Here is a 19,582-nt window from a genome sequence, read left to right on the forward strand (position 1 = left end):
GGTTGATTTTTTTTTTTGCTCATCTTTCAGAGCCTCTTATTTTAGGGCTGTTCCATGCATTCCCTATATTCTCTTATTTAAATTTTTATTGAGGTATTTAGTTCAATAATAGATTAAACAACTTTTACATTCTATATGTAGACCATAATTTCGTCATTTTATTTATCCGAGTAAATAAAATGTTAAAAAAAATTATCAAAATGGAAATTTAAGGGCGTCTTGATTAGGAATGACAAATTTTAGATGCTATATTATTAGTGAAATGCCATAAATCATTAAATTTTTCTCAAGAATGTCTATAAAACTTAAATTGATTGCTTAGAATAGAAAGGAATTGTTGATGATTCCATTAAATTCTTTACTAGATGCAAAAACGTAATAAACATGGTTTAGCTGTAAATTCCGATTTTGGAATGGATCCAGCGTCTGAAAAGATTCCGAAATCAGGAAATCAAAAAGTTTTTGTTGTCAAGAATACTGAGACGGTAATCTGGAAAAAACTAATTGATGGTGATGAGTCTGCACTTGGAGATTTATACAATATATATGTAGACTGTTTATTTAGCTATGGTATAAATTGTACCAAAGACAGAACGTATGTTATGGATTGTATTCATGACCTATTCGTTGATTTGTATAAGTACAGAGAAAACTTATCAATGACAGATAATGTAAAGTACTATCTGTTCAGAAGTTTAAAGAGAAAAATTAATCGAAAATACGCGACTAAAACAATTTCGGTTACAGAAGAATATCAATATTCTTTAAATGAACAAACAAGAAATTATACTACTTCTTGTGAAGAAGAAATCATTAAAAAAGAAAGGCTCACCGAAAAGCGAATGGTTTTAGCAAATGCGTTGGAGTCATTAACTAAAAAACAAAGAAGAGGTCTTTTCCTAAGATTTAACCAAGATAAGAGTTACGAAGAAATTTCTGAAATAATGGAAGTTTCTGTACAGACCGCTAGAACTATAGTTTATAGGGCTTTGAAAGCTTTAAGATAATTATTTGTAATAATTTTCTCGTAATAACTGTCTATATAAATACATTTTCTTACTTATTATTTTAGAGTGCTATGATAAGGTTTTCGAAGAAACCAAATCATTAAATCAATACTTAACTATGGAAAAAATAAATCCTAAAAATATCAATTTTTCATCTATGACTGAAGAGGAGACTTCAGCTTTGAAAAAAAGGATTTTCAATACAATACACCAAAAGAAAACTAAGAAAAGAAATTTTTGGTTTTCTGGCTTAGCGGCAGCTTGTTTAATAGGTTGTATAGGCTTAACCTTTTATTATTTCAACACCGTTAATGTTGAAAGTTCAATTACAGATTTCGTTAATTCTACCGATGCCGATAATGACAGCCTTAAAGAAGGTGAGGTTGTACTTACGTTAGGAGAAGGCAATAGTTTAAAGATCAAAGAAGATGTTGCATCTGTAAATTATTCTAACACTGGTGAAAATGTAACTATTGGAGCAGATGAAGTAGTGAACCAAAAGGCAACCAAAAATAAAAAGGCAGTATTCAATACGCTATCGGTGCCATATGGTAAACGTTCAAACCTTACGCTTTCAGATGGTACGAAAGTTTGGCTTAATTCAGGTTCTAAATTGGTATACCCCATTGCTTTTAATGGAGATAAAAGAGAGGTATATATTGTTGGTGAAGCAATTTTTGATGTAACACATAACGAAAAGAAACCTTTTCATGTTATTTCAGATTATCAAGTAGTAGAGGTTTTAGGAACTGTTTTTGGAGTCACCAATTATCCCGATGAAAATGCAACCAATACTATATTAAAAAGTGGTAGTGTTCAAATAAGCTTTAAAGATATAAACCAAGCTTCTTCCCATACCGACAAAATGAAGATTACACCTGGTACTAAAGCAAGTTTTGATAAGAATAGCAAAAGTATTGTTTCTGAAAAAGTGAATGTAGACAATTACTTTTCTTGGAAAGAAGGTGTTCTGATTTTTAAGAACAATGACCTTCAATTTATCTTAAAACGTATTTCTCGTTATTACAATATTGATATCATAATTGACAATGAGAGTTTGGCTACCGAGACCTTTTCAGGTTACCTAGATTTAAACGAAGATATTCTTTCCGTAATAAATAGTATTAAGGAAAGTACCAATATGGAATACATACAAACCGAAAATCAAATATTAATCAAGTAATACCAAACGCCAATGAACTGAAAGCATTTTTTTTTTTGAAGTAGCAATAAATAAAAAAGCCAGAAGATGTTCCCGCATCTTCCGGCAATTAATTTCAATATTGCTGTTTTGCAGCAACATTAAATAACCAATACAAAAATATGAAAAATATCATACCAGTCGGAATTCTAACGATTATGAGAATATTTCTACTATTTATCGGAATAGGACTTACATCAGTTTACGCTAATACTGTATTTGCTCAACAGAAAATACAGGTAGATGTAAAGAATATCTCTGTCGAAGAATTTTTCGAAAAAATTCAGAACACAAGTGACTATGTCTTTTTTTACAAGGATAATGTTATAAATACAGATAAAAAGATTTCGGTTAAACTGAAAGATGCCAAAATGAAAACCGTTTTGGAAAAAGCTTTCTCTAATACCGATCTAACGTATAAAATTATTGGCAATCAAGTAATTGTCAAGAAAATGCCCCCAAGTTCCCCCAATAATTCTTTATCAGAATTAAAGACCGTTGTTCAAAATACAATTACAGGTACTGTTACCGATGCCAGCGGAGAACCTTTACCAGGTGTAAACGTTTTGGTTAAAGGTACTACTGCGGGTACACAATCAGATTTTGATGGTAACTATACCATCGATGTTTCTGACGGTACTACATTGGTCTTTTCTTATATAGGTATGCTTACAAAAGAAGTATCTATAGACAATAGATCGGTAGTAAATGTTGTATTGCAAGAAGATGTAGCTTCGTTAGATGAAGTAGTCGTTGTGGCATATGGAACATCTACCAAAGAATCTATTACAGGTTCTGTAGGTGTCGTAAAAAGCGAGGAGTTAGAACAAGTGCCCGTATCAACTTTTGAGCAAACATTAAGAGGTAGTACGGCAGGTCTACAGGCGAGTGCAGTAGATGGTGCCCCAGGTGGAAATACACAAGTTAGAATTAGGGGTATAGGTTCAATATCTGCTTCAAGTGAGCCATTATACGTAATTGATGGTATTCCTGTACAGAACGGAAGTATCGGTACCATAGATAACGGCGGTAGTAGTACCAATGTTATGGCATCGATAAATCCTAATGACATTGCATCTATTTCAGTTTTAAAAGATGCAGCTTCTACAGCAATCTATGGGTCTAGAGGTGCAAACGGTGTTATTTTAATTACCACAAAGTCTGGTAGTTCAGGTAAAGCTAAAATTACCCTGAAAACGCTTACCGGTTTCAACTCACAGGCATACAACAATATCTTAAAACCATTGAATGCAGCTGAGTATACAGAACTTTTTCTTGAAGGTTATGTAAATCTTGGAGATACTCCAGAAGAGGCTCAAGCAAGATTTGATGCTACTTTTCAGCAACTGATCGATCCGTCTACTGGTGAACCTACAGATACCAATTGGTTAGATGCAATAACTAGAACGGGAATTACCCAAAGTTATGACCTAAGTGCTAGTGGGGGTACCGACAATTTGAAGTATTTTTTCTCAGGAGCGTACTATGATCAAGAAAACTATATTATTGGATCTGGTTTTAAAAGATTGAGTGCCCGTAGTAATATTGAATTTAAAGCGACGGATTACTTAACGGTGTCAAACAACATATCTGTTTCTAACAGTACAACTAATACGTTCTTTGATGGTGGTTCTTTTAACAACCCGTTTAAAAACTCTTTAGAGTTGTCGCCATTAATACCGATTTACGATGAAGAAGGTCGATATAATGGAGAGCATGCCGATTATTTTCCTTTAGGTGGTGCTAACCCGGTTGGTTCTTTAAGTGGTGATGACCTATGGGAAAATAAGCAGTTTAGAGTGATCGATAATTTTGCGGTTTCTATTAAACCAATAAGAAATTTGACATTGCGTTCGCAGCTTAATTTTGACTTATTGAGCTTAAATGAATCTCAATATCAAAACCCAAGATATGGAGGAGGAAGAAATTCTGGTGGAATTGGGTATGAGGCAGATACCTCGGTTAAAACATTTGTAGGAACCCAAACTGCAGATTATAATTTTAACTTGGGTAATGACCATAACTTTAATGTTCTAGGTGGCTTTGAAGCTCAAGAAACGGTGAGTGAATCTTTTAGTGCTTCTGGTACACAGTTTCCTAATCAAAGTTTAAGAACGCTAAATAGTGCCTCGGCAGAATTTTCTATAAGTGGATCAAAATCTGAATATACGTTCGTTTCTGCCTTTTCTAGAGCAAACTATAACTATGACAATAAATATTTTTTATCTGCTAGTTTAAGAAGAGACGGCTCGTCTAGATTCGGAGCAGATAACAGATGGGGTACTTTTTATTCATTTGGTGGTAGCTGGGTTGCCAGTAGAGAATCGTTTTTAGAAGATGCTGATTTTTTAGATCTACTTAAAGTTAGAAGTTCATGGGGTGTTACAGGTAATGCCGCTATTGGTAATTTTCCATCACAAGGGCTTTATGTATATGGTCAAGATTATGATGGTGATCCCGGTGGTAGTCCAAGCCAAATTGCTAACCCTGATCTTACTTGGGAGAGTCAGCAGAATTTTAACGTAGGTGTAGATTTTGGTATATTTTCAAAAATTAGCGGTACGTTAGAATATTTTGAACGTACTTCTTCGGATCTAATTTTAAATGTACCAATTACCTTAACCTCTGGTTTCTCTTCATTGACCCAAAACTTTGGTGAGATGAAAAACTCAGGTTTTGAAATTTCAATGAATGCAGATATCATTAGCAATGATAATTTTAATTGGAATGTTGGGTTCAATACCACCTTTTTAAAGAATGAAATTACTGAACTTACAGATGACTTTACTGATGGTGCGTATAGAAGGCAAGAAGGTGAAGACTTTCAATCGTTTTATTTATACGGCTGGGCAGGTGTAAACCAAGAAAATGGGGAACCACAATGGTATACCGATGCAACAAAGACAACGATAACCAATGATATTAGTGAAGCCGAACGCTTTTTAGATGATAAATCTGCTACTCCAGAGTTTTTTGGTGGTTTCAATACCATGGTTTCTTATAAGGATTTTAGTCTAAGTGCCAACTTTATCTATTCTTATGGCAATTATATTTTTGATTCTAGGGCAAGAGGTACTTTAGGTGATGGTAGACTTACACCAAGAAGTACGGCCGACTTTATTTATGATAATAGGTGGCAACCTGGTTCAACAGATGCCTTAGTACCTCAGTTTGTTTGGGGTGGTCGTAACGGTAGTAATGAAGCAAACCAATCAAGATGGTTGTATGACGGTAGTTATATTCGTTTAAGGGATTTAACGGTTGCCTATAATTTCAACGAGGATATTACTTCGCTGTTAGGCTTGAATTCAATGCGATTGTATGCTAGGGGAACTAATATTCTAACTTTTGTAAAAGAGGATATCCTATACATCGATCCAGAGCAAGGAATTAATGGTAGTTACACAGGGCAGACACCTGCAGTGAAAACTATTTCCATTGGTTTAGATATTCAACTTTAAATGATGAAACACATGAAAACATATAAAATATTCATATTAGCGATATTGGCTGGACTCGTATTCTCCTGTTCAGACTCTTTTTTAGAACTTACTCCGCAACAATCTGTTGCGGATACTGACGCCTTGTTAGACCTTGATGGTTATGAATCTTCTATTACCGGTATCTACAATAAACTATCCGGTTCAGAATATTATGGGCGGTACATGATTATGATACCAGATGTATTGGCAGATGACGTTAAACAAAATAGCCAGGCAAATAGAATTGTAGATTATGCTGAGCATATTCAAAGAGTATCAGATGGTCAGGCATTAGCGCTATGGGGCAGTGCTTATGAAGGTATCAATGCAGCCAATGCCATTATAAATTCCGAGACAATTTTGGCAGATGCTGTTGTAGACGATCAAAATCACATTATTGGTGAGGCTTATGCGTTAAGAGGTCTTATATATTTTGATTTGGTACGCATGTTTGCCCAGCAATATAATTACACTTCAGACGCCAGCCATTTAGGTGTACCTATTGTTTTAAATTTTGATTTAGATAGTGAACCGGCTAGAAGTACCGTAGCAGAAGTGTACGAGCAGATTATTTCTGATATGACTACCGGTATATCTCTAATGAGCGATTCTTCTAGAAGTGGTAATTCAAATACCTTGTCTCCAACTGCTACAAGGGCATTATTGGCAAAGGTGTATCTGTTTAAGGAAGATTGGAACAATGCGGAAGCTATGGCTACTAGTGTTATAGAGTCAGGAGATTACAGTTTGATCTCTAATGATAATTATTATGACCTATGGACTACTGACAATAGCTCTGAATCAATTTTTGAAATATCTATGACCGAAACGGACAATGTTGGCGGTAATGGTATCGCAGGACTGTATTTACAAGCTGGTTATGGAGATTACCTACCTTCAAATGATGTAGTTGATCTTTATCCTGAAAATGATGCGCGTTTAAGCACTTTTGAAGTTGATCCCTTGTTAACTGGAGAATTTGCTCCGTACAGAATGATCAAATATGCGGACATCAATGGATTTGATAACGTGAAAATTGTAAGACTTGCTGAAATGTACTTGATACGTGCAGAGGCAAGAGCTGAAATTGGTACTGATATAGCAGGAGCACAAGATGATTTGGATATGGTACGTCAACGTGCAGTGGCAGATGAGCCGGATAATTCAGATACTGGTGATGCCCTAAAAGATGCAATATTTTTAGAAAGAAGGTTAGAATTAGCCTTTGAAGGGCATCGATTATGGGATTTGATGCGTAATCAAATGGATATTGTTAGAACCAACTGTACCGCACAAACGTGTTTAATTCCTTACGGAGCAGATACTGTGATTATGCCAATACCACAAGATGAGACAGATGTCAATCCTAATATTGAGCAGAATCCTGGGTATTAGTTTACCGGATAATTTGTTTGTTAGCTTTAGAACACATTGAGAGACTTTATTGTTTCTCTCAATGTGTACTTATCTATAATTTAATTAGGATTTTTTTACTTTAAAAATCAAGAAATATATGGACACACAACGTAGAAATCTTGCGAAATTATTTTCGTTAGGTGCTATCTTTCCGGGTCAAGCTGCCTATTCGTTAAATTCCATTTTAGAATCTATTGATATGGATTCAAACGAAGAATTAACTAATCAATTGGTGAAAAACCTTGGGGAAAAAGGAATAGGAAAATTATACAAAAATGCTATCGTAAATGATGGCTTGATCATTTCACGAAATTGGAATCAAGATTCGTTCAAAGCACTTGCAGAATCTGGTTATACCGGTTTCAATGCCTCTGTAGATTCGGGAAATTTAGAGAAGGGACTTAAAAACTTACATAATTGGCAAACCATCATCAAAGAAAATCCAGATCGATTGATTTTGGGTACAAGTGCCGATGATTATAATAGAGCCAAAAAAGAAGGTAAAGTAGTAGTAATGCTTGGTTTTCAAAATTCAACTATGGTCGGTAGATCCATTAAGAATTTAGATAAGCTATATGAAGCCGGAATGCGTTGGATGCAGTTGACCTATAATCAACGTAACTATTTAGGAGATGGTAGTACAGAGCGTACCAATTGTGGTTTATCCGATTTTGGTATAGAGGTAGTAAACCGTATGAACGAGCTGGGCATAATGATAGATTTATCTCATTGTGGAGAGCAGACTACTAACGATGGTATAGCGTTCAGTAAATCGCCGGTTTCCATTAACCATTCTATGTGCGAGGCATTGCATAAAAATCATCCACGTTCTAAAACAGATGCACAGATAAAGGCAATGGCAGATAAGGGAGGTATTATAGGTATTATCTGTTTAGGATATATGATCGGTCCTAACCTAGGTACAGATACTACATTGGAAACTTATGTGGATCACATTGATCATGCTGTTAAAATAGGGGGAATTGACCATGTAGGTTTGGCATCTGATTTTGCTATACAAGGTTTGGAAGCTACTGGTGCTACACGAGAAAATTGGTATGTACCAAGACTTACCAGATTTAAACCTTCATACAAAGTACAATGGCCACCATGGATTCCTGAACTAGATAAGCCAGATAGATATTTACAAGTAGCCAAAATCCTTGACAAAAGAGGATATAGTACTGGAGATATAGAGAAAATACTGGGACAAAATTGGTTGAGATTTTATAAAGAAACATTAAAACCATAGTCCTAAGCATTCAAAAAAATACAGAATTATCAAACCAATCCTTAAGTATGAGAAGCTACCTAACTTTTTCGCTATTGTTCATAGTATTTATGAGTTGTTCTGAATCTCAAAAATCAGAAGATAATGTTACCGAGAAAATCAAGTACGATGTTGTATTTCGTGAAAACCTTGCTGGCAAATTTGAAAAATGGAGCTCGGGAGATAGTAGCTTCAAATACACTTATAACTATACGGATAGGGGACGCGGACCAGAGATTACAGAAGAGATTGTTTTAAATGACGACAACTATATTGTTTCTGAAAATATTACTGGTGTCAATTATTTAAAAGATTCCATTAGTGAAAATTTTAAAGGTGCAAATGGTTCTGCATCTTGGAAAAACCCTATGGGTGAAGATGAAGCGGAATTCGATGGTGATAAACTATATTTTAGACATGATGGTTCTCCTGCTGTTTATGAGATTTTAGCTCAACTTTTGGTCAATTCAGATAATAAGAAAGTTGATTTATATCCTAATGGAGAAGTAGAGTTGGTAGATAATTTTTCTATAACACTTTCAGATAGTACATCTGTAAACCTTGTAATGATCAAAGGTCTAGAAATGAATCCTAGATATATCTGGTTAAAAGATAACGCTATGATAGCCAGTATTTCTGGTAACCTTCATATTGTAAGAGAAGATTTCTCAGCATTAAGAAAAGAATTACAGTCGCTACAGAGCACTTACGAAGATGAGTATCTTTTTAAGATTTCTAAAGAGGTTTCCAATCAAATCGATAAGGTGCTTATTAAAAATGTAAATGTCTTTTCTAAAGATGGTTCAATTTTAGAAAACCAAGATGTTCTTGTTGATGGTAATATCATTAAATCAATAAAACCATCAATGGGAAAGGTATTGAACGGAACAGCTCAAGTTATAGATGGAACGAATAAAACGCTTCTGCCCGGTATGTTCGATATGCACACGCATAATACTAAATTCAGGGGACTTTTACACTTGGCAGGTGGTGTAACGTCTGTAAGGGATTTAGCTAACAATAAGCAATTAAAACAATTAAGCGCGCAGTTTGATAAAAATGAAATTATAGGTCCTAACATAGTAACCTTTTGTGGAATCATAGATGGTTCAGGTCCTTTCGCAAATCAGAGAAACGTAGTAGATAATTTAGAGGAAGGACTTGCTGAAATTCAGTCTTACAAAGATTTGGACTATGATCAAATTAAATTGTATAGTTCTATAAGACCAGAGTGGGTTAAACCTTTAGCTGCTAAAGCACATGAATTAAATATGCGGGTAAGCGGGCATATACCGGCATACATGACGGCATCAAAGGCAATTGAACAAGGGTACAATGAAATTCAGCATATGAACATGTTGTTTTTAAATTTCATGACAGATACTATTGACACCCGAACTCCATTACGTTTTACAATGGTTGCCAACCATGGGGTAGAATTAGATTTAAAATCAAAGGAATACCTGGATTTTGTTGAGTTATTGAAGTCCAAAGATATTCTTGTAGATGCTACTATGGCAATTTTTGAGAATATGTTCGTTTCCCAAAAAGGTGAGCCTAGCCCTACATATAGTACAATTATGAACAGGTTGCCACTTATAGAGCAAAGAGCTTTTTACAGTGGCGGACTTCCAAAATCGGGTATTAAAGTGGCACTTTATAAAGAGAGCTATCAAAACATGCTTAATGCGTTGTATGACATGCACCAAAGGGGTGTTTCTATAGTACCCGGTACAGATGGCTTACCTGGGTTTTTATATCATAGAGAATTAGAACTATACGAAAAAGCAGGTATACCTACTGTTGATATTCTAAAAATGGCAACCATCAATTCTGCGAAAATAACCGGTACGTCTGATACATTAGGGTCTATAGAAGAAGGCAAAAACGCAGATTTAATTCTCATAGATGGTAATCCTGTAAATAATATCAGTGATATAAGAAAAGTTGAATGGACTATAAAAGGCGGTAACCTCTATTTCGCTGAAGAGCTTTATAACAAAATGGGTATTAAACATTTCAAATAGCATATATAATGAAAATAAAATTAATAGTTCTTTTTACTCTTGCCATAACAACGGCAAATGCACAGTCGTTGGAGTTTTTTACAAGTGGTAGACTAATACTTGGAACACATAAGGAAAGAACAGCTTCTATAGGAGTAGGAGATATCGATAATGATGGCGATGCAGATATTTTAGTGGCAAATGGTCGTCATTGGCCTGGTCAGAACAGGGTGTTTGTAAATAATGGAAGAGGCGTTTTTACCGTATCTAGAGCGGTAGATACAGAAAGCGAAACAAGTTATTCTACTGAATTGGCAGATTTTGATGGAGATGGCGATTTAGATATTGCCGTTGGTAATGATATGGCGCCCAATTTTCTTTTTCTAAATGATGGAAAAGGACATTTCACAAAAGCATCTAGTTTTGGCGAAGCGTATGCACCTACCAGAAATATTGTGGTTGCAGATATAGATAAAGATGGAGACAAAGATATTCTTATTACCAATAGAGGGAAAGAAAATGAAATATGTCTTAACAATGGTGATGGTACATTCTCAAAATCTATTGGCTTTGGTAACAAAGAAGATTCTACCATAGATGTTGAGGTTGCTGACATGAATGGGGACGGACATTTAGATCTAATCCTTGCCAATAGAGATGACCAGCCTAATTATGTGTACTTGAACGATGGCAATTTAAAATTTACTAAGAAAATACCATACGGAACAGGTAATGATATCACTCGTTCTGTGGCAATTTCAGATATAGATAAAGATGGTTTCTTAGATATTGTAACTGCAAATATTGGTGAGCCAAATGTTATCTATTTTGGAGATAAAAAGCAGCAGTATACCCGTAAAATTGCCTTCGATGAAAGTTCTAGTAAATCTTATGCCATAGCTTTAGGGGACTTGGATAAAGATGGTGATATGGATATTATAATTGCCAATGTTAAATCATCTAACTCAGTTTTTATAAATATTGATAAGGGGACTAGCTGGGAAAAAATCGCTTTGGCAGACGAAAATTTCAATACATATGATGTAACCGTTTTTGACCTTAACGGTGATGGTAAATTAGATATCATAGAAAGTAATTCGGATGAAATAAACCGATATTACTTCAATAGGTTTACTCCAGAGTTTCCATAACAAAACCTATTTCATCACATTTTACAATACAACTAATACTATACTATGAATATAAAAAACTTATTTAAAGGTGCCATTTTGGTACTGCTAGCTTCGTGTTCGCCAGAATCGTCAAATTGGGAGAATTATACAGATGAAGGTACTTTTTTTGTGTACAGAAGACAATCGCAAATAGGAGAGGAGACGTATAATATAACTTCTAACAAAGATTCCATTATTGTAACGTCAATACAAGGAGAAAATGAAAGAGGACGCATAAGTGGTGTAGAATCTAAATTGTATTTAACTGCAGAACTTGAACCGCTATCTTATTACAGTAGACGTATATCTAAAAACGATACTACCAACATTTTTAAAATGGAAGTTAACGGTGATCAGGTGTCGGTATGGGAAAAACATTTTGATGTTGTTACCTCAAACAAAAAAGATGTCTTTTTTGGGGTAAATAGTAATATTCCTGCGGGTATAGAGATGATGCTGTATCACTACTATTTTAGCCAAAACGATATTGAGTCATTACCAACGCTACCAAGGGGCGAAATTTCTTTAACACATAGAGGGGAAGACACAGTACAGATAAATGGTGAAAATGTAGCACTAGACCGCTATGTGGTTGAAGGAATTAATTGGGGTGGTCGCACTATTTGGTTAGATAAATCTAAAAACTTGGTTGCCGTAGTTAAGGCAAATACACAAATTAGAGAGTTGATAAAAAAGGGTTATGAAGAAGCTAAACCATTTTTTATCAAGGGAAATGTTGAAGAGCAAATGGCTCAATTAAAAGAGTATACAGAAAGCGTTAAAGGTCCAGAATACCCAGTAACAGCATTGGTTGGCGGTAATGTTGTAGATGTTGTAAGCAACAACATTAAAGAAGATATGACACTTCTAATTGAAGATGGTAAAATTGTGGCAATTGGTAAAAATGATGCTGTAGAAGTACCAAAAGGAGCTAAAATTATAGATGTTGCAGGAAAAACATTAATTCCCGGACTTTGGGATATGCATGCACATTCTAACCAAGTTCAATGGGCACCGGCATATTTAGCTGGTGGTGTTACAACTATTAGGGATAATGGAAATGAATTGGAATTTGCAACCGCTTTTAGGGATGCAATTGCAAAAGAAGGAGCAGTTGGTCCGGATATTCTTTTAGCAGGTATGACAGATGGTCCTGGTCCTAAAGGAAACGGAATTATTAGAGCTAGATCTGTAGAAGAGGCAAAAGAGGTCGTTGCACTTTATCATAAAAATGGATATGAACAGATTAAAATTTATACGTCTATAGAACCAGAAATTTTAAAGGTCTTGTCGGAAGAAGCACATAAAGTAGGTATGACGGTAACAGGTCATGTACCGGCTTTGGTAGATGATACACGTGTAGCGGTAGAAAGCGGTATGGATATGTTAAGCCATTACAATAGAATTATGGGTGCTCTTTTTCCTGACAAAAAAATATCTGAACTTGTTAAAGACGGACGTTATTTTTTGGCGCATAATGAAATTACCGATGCAATGGTAGACGACGCTATTGATTTTTATAAAGAGCATGGTACCGTTTTAGATGTTACCCTTGGTCTAGGGGTGATACGTACTTTACCAAAAGGAAATCCTGTAGAAACCATTGAACCAGATTCATATAGAATGGCTTATGAGCTTTTCGAGAGCAAAAGGTTTAGAGCTGGTTCCAAAGAAAAAACAGCTGCTTTGTCAAAAGAAGATGTAACTAAAGCCGCTGAGGTAATTGGTAAGTTCTACAAAGCTGGTATACCCGTTGTTGCAGGTACAGATAATCACACTCCTGGATTTGGACTCTTCTTAGAATTGGAATCTTACGTAGAATATGCTCATTTATCTCCTCTAGATGCTATTAAAACGGCAACTATAATTCCTGCAAGAGCTATGGGATATGATGACGTTACAGGTACTTTAGAAATTGGTAAACAAGCAGATATTGCTATTCTAGAAAGTAATCCTTTAGAAGATATCAAAAATATCAGAAGCGTGTCTGCGGTAATGACCAATGGAAATTATTATGAAAGTGAGCCTTTGTGGGTCGCAGCAGATTTTAAACCAACTAGAGATTGATTATAAGGCTATAATTGGTTTAATGAATTGTTAATCGTTGTTTATAACTACCATCACTATAGAACAATGTTCAAGGAAAAAAATAGTATCAGAAATTTAATTTTATAAATGGCAGAAACACAAACAAATCCGCTGTGGAATGAGGCTAAGATTAAAAATTATTTGCCACATATGACGGTGCCAGAAGTAGAGACATTTTTAACGAAGTCTGATTTGGTAATTATTCCCATCGGGGCTTTAGAACAGCATTCAAGCCATTTACCTATCGGTACCGATTTTATCAATGGTGTTGAGCTTTGTAAGCTCATCGCTCAAGAACGCGACGTTTTGGTGGCACCTGTATTAATGGCAGGTCAATCTCCTTATCATATGGCTTTTGCAGGAACCATTTCCTTAAGTGCAGAAACTATAATACGGGTTCATATGGAGACTGTTGAAAGTTTGGTGCAGAATGGCTTTAACCGATTTATATTTATGAATTCTCATGGAGGTAATAGAGCGATTACTACTTTTTTGGTGGATCAGATCAACCAAAAAACTTCGGCTGTTGCGGTAGATTATGGTGTAGCGATAGCTCCTTTTCTTACACCTGAAAAGACCGAAAAAGCAACCTCGTTGGACAGGCACGCAGGAGTAGGGGAAACATCTGACAGTTTGTATTTAATGCCGAGTTTGGTAGAAATAGATAGGGCTACAGAACCAGGTGTACATCATCCAAAGCACTTAGAAAAAATGCTTCCCGATGTCATTAAAGAGGAACCTACGGCAAAGTTGTTATTCTTGGCTGAAGGATTAAAAGCTGAAGAAACAGGTAAAAAAACGTCAACTGTAGAAATGACAAAAACCGGTGTTTGGGGAGAATTACATCCTAAGGAAGCAACTTTGGAAAGAGGAGCGAATAACGCAAAAAGAATGGTAGCCGCATGTTCTAAATTCATTGATAAGTGGAATGAATATTTACAGTAATAATTTTCAATAAAAATATCGTCATCAGTATGAAACAGCAATTGATTTTTCTTCTTTTGGTACTCTTTGTCTATACACAAGTATGTTCGCAAGACCCTATTCTTTTTACTGAACCACAAGTTGTTTTAAAGATTAAACCATCTGAAACGGACAATAGAATTAAGAATGCCGATACGCCACATTTTATAGCATATAATCCATCTATAGAAAAGGGGAAACTGTTGCTTTTTATCCCGGGTACTAATGGTATTGCATTAAGAGGACCAATGCACCTATTTGCTACGGCCATTGATCAAGGGTATGCTGTAATTAACTTATCCTATATAAATACGCCTGCAATTGCTCGAATTTGTAAGGACGAAAACTTAGCGGCTAATTCTAATTGTGCAGCAGATTTTAGAAATTGGAGAGTATATGGTGACAAAGAATTTGAATTAATTGAAGATGCTTCATACGATGCAATTGTAAATAGATTAACTAAGCTTTTACAGTATTTGGCTAAAAATGATAAACAAGGTGGTTGGAATCGGTTTTTAGAAAATGGAGAACCAAAGTGGAGCGAAATTGCTTTAGCTGGCCAATCACAAGGAGGTGGAATGTCTGCCTTTATTGCGAAAACACATGTAGTGGCGAGGGTTATAGATTTTTCTGGTGGCTGGGATTATTCCGCTAAAAACAAAATTGCCAATTGGTATTTTGATACTAGTGCGACTCCCATCGACCGTTATTTTGCCACATATCATATAAAAGAACCTACCGCCGAGACAATCATTGAGACCTATAAAGCCATGAAAATTCCAGATAATCATATCTACGCATTTGATTTGGATGTACCTATGGGTAAAAGAGCACATTCTAATGGTGTCAGGAATTTAGGATATAAAGATCAATGGATCGAGTTACTTGGAAAAGGAAATTAAACATCCAATTTATTAATGAACAATAGTTGTATTATATGAGAATAAGAATATATCACTACTGCTTTTTGATTTTGTTATTAGGCTCTTGTACGGAAGCTAAGAAAGATAAAATAGCCAAAACTACTACCGAAGAAAAAGGAAACTCTGAAATGAATTCTTTAGGACTGATAGGAGGTACCTCTTGGCATTCTACCATTGAATACTATAGTGCAATTAACCAGTCGGTAAACGATCATTACGGCAATAATACCAATTCTCCATTAGTGGTTTACACCTTAAATCAAGCGGAAGTACATAGGTATCAAATAGAAAATAAATGGGATTCTATTGCACATATGCTTACCTACGCGGCAAAAAGGTTAAATAAGGCCGGGGCAACCTCTGTACTGTTTTGTGCAAATACACCCCATAAAGTTTATGATTTGGTACAACAGGAATTAGATTTTCCAATTATTCACATTGCAGACGCTACAGCTAAAGAGATTCATAAAAGGAAAGTGAAAAAAGTGTTGTTCTTAGGTACTAAGTACAGTATGGAAGAAACGTTCATTACAAAGAGAATTGAAGATAATGGTATAGAGGTTTTAGTGCCAAAAGAACAGCCTGTTGTAGATGAATTACATAGAATTATAATAGAAGAGCTTACCTATGGTAAAATTGTGCCGTCTTCTAAAGAATATGTAATGGGCGTTATAGAAAATGCAAAGGAACAAGGTGCGGAAGGAGTTATTTTAGGATGCACGGAATTTCCGCTTATGATTTTTCCCGAGAATCTTGATATCGCAGTTTTTAATACCACTGAGATTCATTCGAAGGCAGGTGTCGACTATATCTTAAAAAAATAATATGCAGTTTTCAAAACAGAATATTGGTCGCGTTTTAGGACCATTGGTTTTCTTCTATATTTTATTCTTTTTTCATCCAGACGATTTATCAGAAGCTGCCAATGCAGTATTAGCTTCAGTTGCCTGGGTTGCAATTTGGTGGATAACCGAAGCTATTCCTATTTACGTAACTGCTTTGTTGCCTCTAATTTTATTTCCTTTAACCGGTGGATTAAGTTTATCAGAAACGGCAACGTCTTATGGGCATAAATACATCTTTCTTTATATGGGCGGATTTATAATGGCCATTGCTATTGAAAAATGGAATTTGCACCGGCGAATTGCCTTAACGATTATAAACCTTATTGGTACCAACGTTATTAATATTATTTTGGGGTTTATGCTGGCAACGGCGTTTCTTTCCATGTGGATTTCCAACACCGCTGCAGCAGTAATTATTCTACCTATTGCAATGGCTATTGTGCATCAATTGAATGACAATCCTGATACCGAAAAAAATGAGAACAAAATTTTTGGGAAAGCCTTAATGCTTGCTATTGCCTATAGTGCTTCTATTGGTGGAATTGGAACTTTAATCGGTACACCTACAAATTTGGTTTTAGCAGGGGTGGTACAGTCAACTTTTGGTAAAGAGATAACCTTCTCAGAATGGTTTGTTCTCGGGTTTCCAATCGCTATCATTTTACTTTTTTTATGCTGGTATTACCTTACTCGTTTTGCTTTTACTTTTAATCAAAAAGAGTTCCCTGGCGGTCGTACCGAAATTGCCGCTAGATTAAAAGCATTGGGTAAAATGGGGTTTGAGGAAAAAACGGTTTTAGTGGTGTTTGCAGCAACAGCTTTTGCATGGATCGCCCGATCATTTCTATTACAATGGCTCATACCCAAAATGGACGATACCATTATAGCGATGTGTACCGTGATAATTTTGTTTTTGTTACCTACCCGTAAAAAGGGAAAAAGATTGATGGATTGGGAAGATGCTGTTAAGTTACCTTGGGGAATATTATTGTTATTTGGTGGCGGATTGACATTGGCACTAGGTTTTGATCAAAGTGGTTTAGCACTTTGGATAGGGAGCAAGTTATCTGCTTTACAAGTTTTACCATTCTTTTTATTGCTCATGATTTTGATCGCGATAGTAAATTTCATGACAGAGATAACCTCAAATATTGCTACAACAGCAATTTTATTACCTGTTTTGGTTTCTTTAGCACCGGTATTAGGTGTACACCCTTATTATTTAATGATAGCGGCTACCTTGGCAGCTTCATGTGCATTTATGCTTCCAGTGGCTACACCACCAAATGCCGTAGTTTTTGGATCTGGATATTTGGAAATGCAAGACATGGTAAAAAAAGGATTTTGGCTCAATATCATATCTATCATAATATTAACGGTAATCGTATATGTGGTACTACCGTTGGTTTGGGACCTGAATGCAAAGGTTTAGTAGGATTTAAAAGTTCAGTAATAATACTTCGAATAAATAAAATATTACAATGAGAATAGCTATAATAGGTTTTGGAAATATTGGTAAATACCTTGCGGAATGGATTGGTAATAATCCCTCTTACGAATTAAGTTATATAGTTGCCCGTAAAGATATTGACCAAGAGGATATAAATTTTAACCAAGCTATTCAATGTAGAAAAGAAATTACACCCGATTTAATTGAGGATGTAGATATTATTATTGAATGTGCAAATAAAGATGTCGTTACACAATTATTGAAATTTCCCGAAATAGACCGTATTGGTTTAAAATTAATAATGATTAGTACTGGAGGTCTTTATGAGAATAAAATGGTTCTAGAAGAATTGAAAAATTGTGAGGTGATATTGCCGGTGGGTGCCATTGCAGGACTAGATGCCATAAAAGCTGTGAATGACGAAATTACTTCTATACAGTTGAAGACAACAAAACACCCTAAAAGTTTGGAAGGTGCTCCTTTTTTCGAGAATTCAACTATTAATCTTTCAGCAATAACAACGAGCCAAACCATTTGGGAAGGAAAAGTTAGCGAGGCAGTAGCACAATTTCCAAAAAATATAAATGTTGCTGCAAGTATTTATTTTGCCTCTAAATGTGAGGATTTGGTAATCAAAATAGTCGCTGACCCCAAGGCTACCAGTAATATGCATGAGATTACTTGCGAAGGTGGTTTTGGTAAAATTTCTACACGCACTGAGAACAAGCCGAGTCCGAGTAACCCTAAAACAAGTTTTTTAGCCGTTAAGAGTGTAGTTAGTGTTCTAAGAAATTTGAATTCTAATATTAAAATCAATTAGCCTTTTGCTAGCTTAATGATTTTTATTCTTCACAAGAAATATTACGAATGATAAATAAAAAGCTGGATTAGTGAACTAATGTTGTTCCCCAATTGTGTTCAGTCTTACGTTAACCTTAAAGTTTTAAATTCTTTTAATCAGAGTTTACAACTTTAAGGTTTTTTAATTCCCTCAGATTTAAAGGAAGGTATCTCATTTAAATTGAGGTACTTATACATATAAATACATTAAGTATTCGATTTAGATATAGAAGTTTACCATTAGCCACTTAATTCTCTTTATTGTGCGCAAATAATAGTAAGGTTGTTACTACCTTTTAGATGGTTAAGAATAGCACTAAGATATTTTTCTTTTCAGTCAAACTAAAAATATACACCACTATAAATTTAAGTGTTTGGCTATGATAATAAGCTAATTATTAATACGATAAACTATTTACTATCATGAAACAGAATAAAATATCACCATTATTTGGAACATATATAGGTTGTGCAATGATTGCATATTTTCTTCTTTTATCGCTCGTCGATTTACATAAGAAGCCTATTTTTAGCGCATTCAATCTAATTATAATGGGCGTAGGTCTCTACTATACTATTTCTAAATATAAAAATGAACAGAACGGAGTCTTTAAATATCTAAATGGATTTTGGGTCATTTTTCAAGCAGGAATAATCGCTACTTTTATCATAGTAGCATTTTTTGCGTTATACATTACAGAGTTAAATGACGGAATTTTGACCGAGATGCTTACTACTTGGAAAACCAGTTATGACCTAACGCCCGGCTTTGCAGTATTAGGACTTGCCCTGATGGGATTCTCTACAAGTGTTATATGCGCCTTATTATTAATGCAGCTTTTTAAAAGAAGCTGGAACACTAAAGAGGGGCGAAAACATGAATTATAAATCAAGTTTGTATTATTGAGTTATTGAAATC

General features: G+C 35.1%; 14 protein-coding genes. All 14 read left to right on the top strand.

The features are described 5' to 3' along the window. Window positions 1–365 precede the first annotated feature (365 nt). Window positions 366–1,007, top strand: coding sequence for an RNA polymerase sigma factor (locus EXIGUO8A_RS15235; RefSeq protein WP_159303805.1), 642 nt, complete (start codon window positions 366–368; stop codon window positions 1,005–1,007). Between the two features lie 118 nt (window positions 1,008–1,125). Next, the gene (locus tag EXIGUO8A_RS15240) at window positions 1,126–2,190 is read left to right on the top strand and encodes a FecR family protein (protein ID WP_159303806.1); all 1,065 of its coding nucleotides are present in this window, start codon (window positions 1,126–1,128) and stop codon (window positions 2,188–2,190) included. 176 nt (window positions 2,191–2,366) lie between these two features. Next, on the top strand, window positions 2,367–5,669 hold the full coding sequence (locus tag EXIGUO8A_RS15245; RefSeq protein ID WP_159303807.1) for a TonB-dependent receptor: 3,303 nt from the start codon (window positions 2,367–2,369) through the stop codon (window positions 5,667–5,669). A gap of 12 nt (window positions 5,670–5,681) precedes the next feature. Beyond that, window positions 5,682–7,085 (top strand): RagB/SusD family nutrient uptake outer membrane protein, encoded by a 1,404-nt coding sequence (locus EXIGUO8A_RS15250; protein ID WP_159303808.1) that lies wholly within the window; start codon window positions 5,682–5,684, stop codon window positions 7,083–7,085. 118 nt (window positions 7,086–7,203) lie between these two features. Then, window positions 7,204–8,358 carry a dipeptidase gene (locus tag EXIGUO8A_RS15255; protein WP_159303809.1) on the top strand — a complete coding sequence of 385 codons (1,155 nt, stop codon included), beginning with the start codon at window positions 7,204–7,206 and terminating at the stop codon, window positions 8,356–8,358. Window positions 8,359–8,405: 47 nt separating this feature from the next. Continuing rightward, a complete protein-coding gene (locus tag EXIGUO8A_RS15260) occupies window positions 8,406–10,403 on the top strand; it encodes an amidohydrolase family protein (protein ID WP_159303810.1) in 1,998 nt (665 codons plus the stop codon). Window positions 10,404–10,411: 8 nt separating this feature from the next. After that, window positions 10,412–11,533 (top strand): FG-GAP repeat domain-containing protein, encoded by a 1,122-nt coding sequence (locus tag EXIGUO8A_RS15265; RefSeq protein WP_159303811.1) that lies wholly within the window; start codon window positions 10,412–10,414, stop codon window positions 11,531–11,533. Between the two features lie 45 nt (window positions 11,534–11,578). After that, window positions 11,579–13,621: an amidohydrolase family protein gene (locus EXIGUO8A_RS15270; protein WP_159303812.1), complete on the top strand. Its 2,043-nt coding sequence runs from the start codon at window positions 11,579–11,581 to the stop codon at window positions 13,619–13,621. A gap of 108 nt (window positions 13,622–13,729) precedes the next feature. After that, window positions 13,730–14,587, top strand: a complete 858-nt coding sequence (locus EXIGUO8A_RS15275; protein WP_159303813.1) for a creatininase family protein — start codon at window positions 13,730–13,732, stop codon at window positions 14,585–14,587. 29 nt (window positions 14,588–14,616) lie between these two features. Further along, complete coding sequence (locus EXIGUO8A_RS15280; protein WP_159303814.1) at window positions 14,617–15,507, top strand: BPSS1187 family protein; 891 nt, start codon at window positions 14,617–14,619, stop codon at window positions 15,505–15,507. 35 nt (window positions 15,508–15,542) lie between these two features. Continuing rightward, window positions 15,543–16,352, top strand: a complete 810-nt coding sequence (locus EXIGUO8A_RS15285) for an aspartate/glutamate racemase family protein (RefSeq protein WP_159303815.1) — start codon at window positions 15,543–15,545, stop codon at window positions 16,350–16,352. Window position 16,353: 1 nt separating this feature from the next. Further along, complete coding sequence (locus EXIGUO8A_RS15290) at window positions 16,354–17,805, top strand: SLC13 family permease (RefSeq protein WP_159303816.1); 1,452 nt, start codon at window positions 16,354–16,356, stop codon at window positions 17,803–17,805. 49 nt (window positions 17,806–17,854) lie between these two features. Beyond that, entirely contained in the window at window positions 17,855–18,643 is a 789-nt protein-coding gene (locus EXIGUO8A_RS15295; protein ID WP_159303817.1) for an aspartate dehydrogenase domain-containing protein, read from the top strand. A 443-nt stretch (window positions 18,644–19,086) separates the two neighbouring features. Beyond that, a complete protein-coding gene (locus EXIGUO8A_RS15300) occupies window positions 19,087–19,551 on the top strand; it encodes a DUF4199 domain-containing protein (RefSeq protein ID WP_159303818.1) in 465 nt (154 codons plus the stop codon). The last annotated feature ends 31 nt before the right edge of the window (window positions 19,552–19,582 follow it).

The organism is Maribacter litoralis (genome assembly GCF_902506355.1).
In the GTDB taxonomy this organism is placed as follows: Bacteria; Bacteroidota; Bacteroidia; order Flavobacteriales; family Flavobacteriaceae; genus Maribacter; species Maribacter litoralis.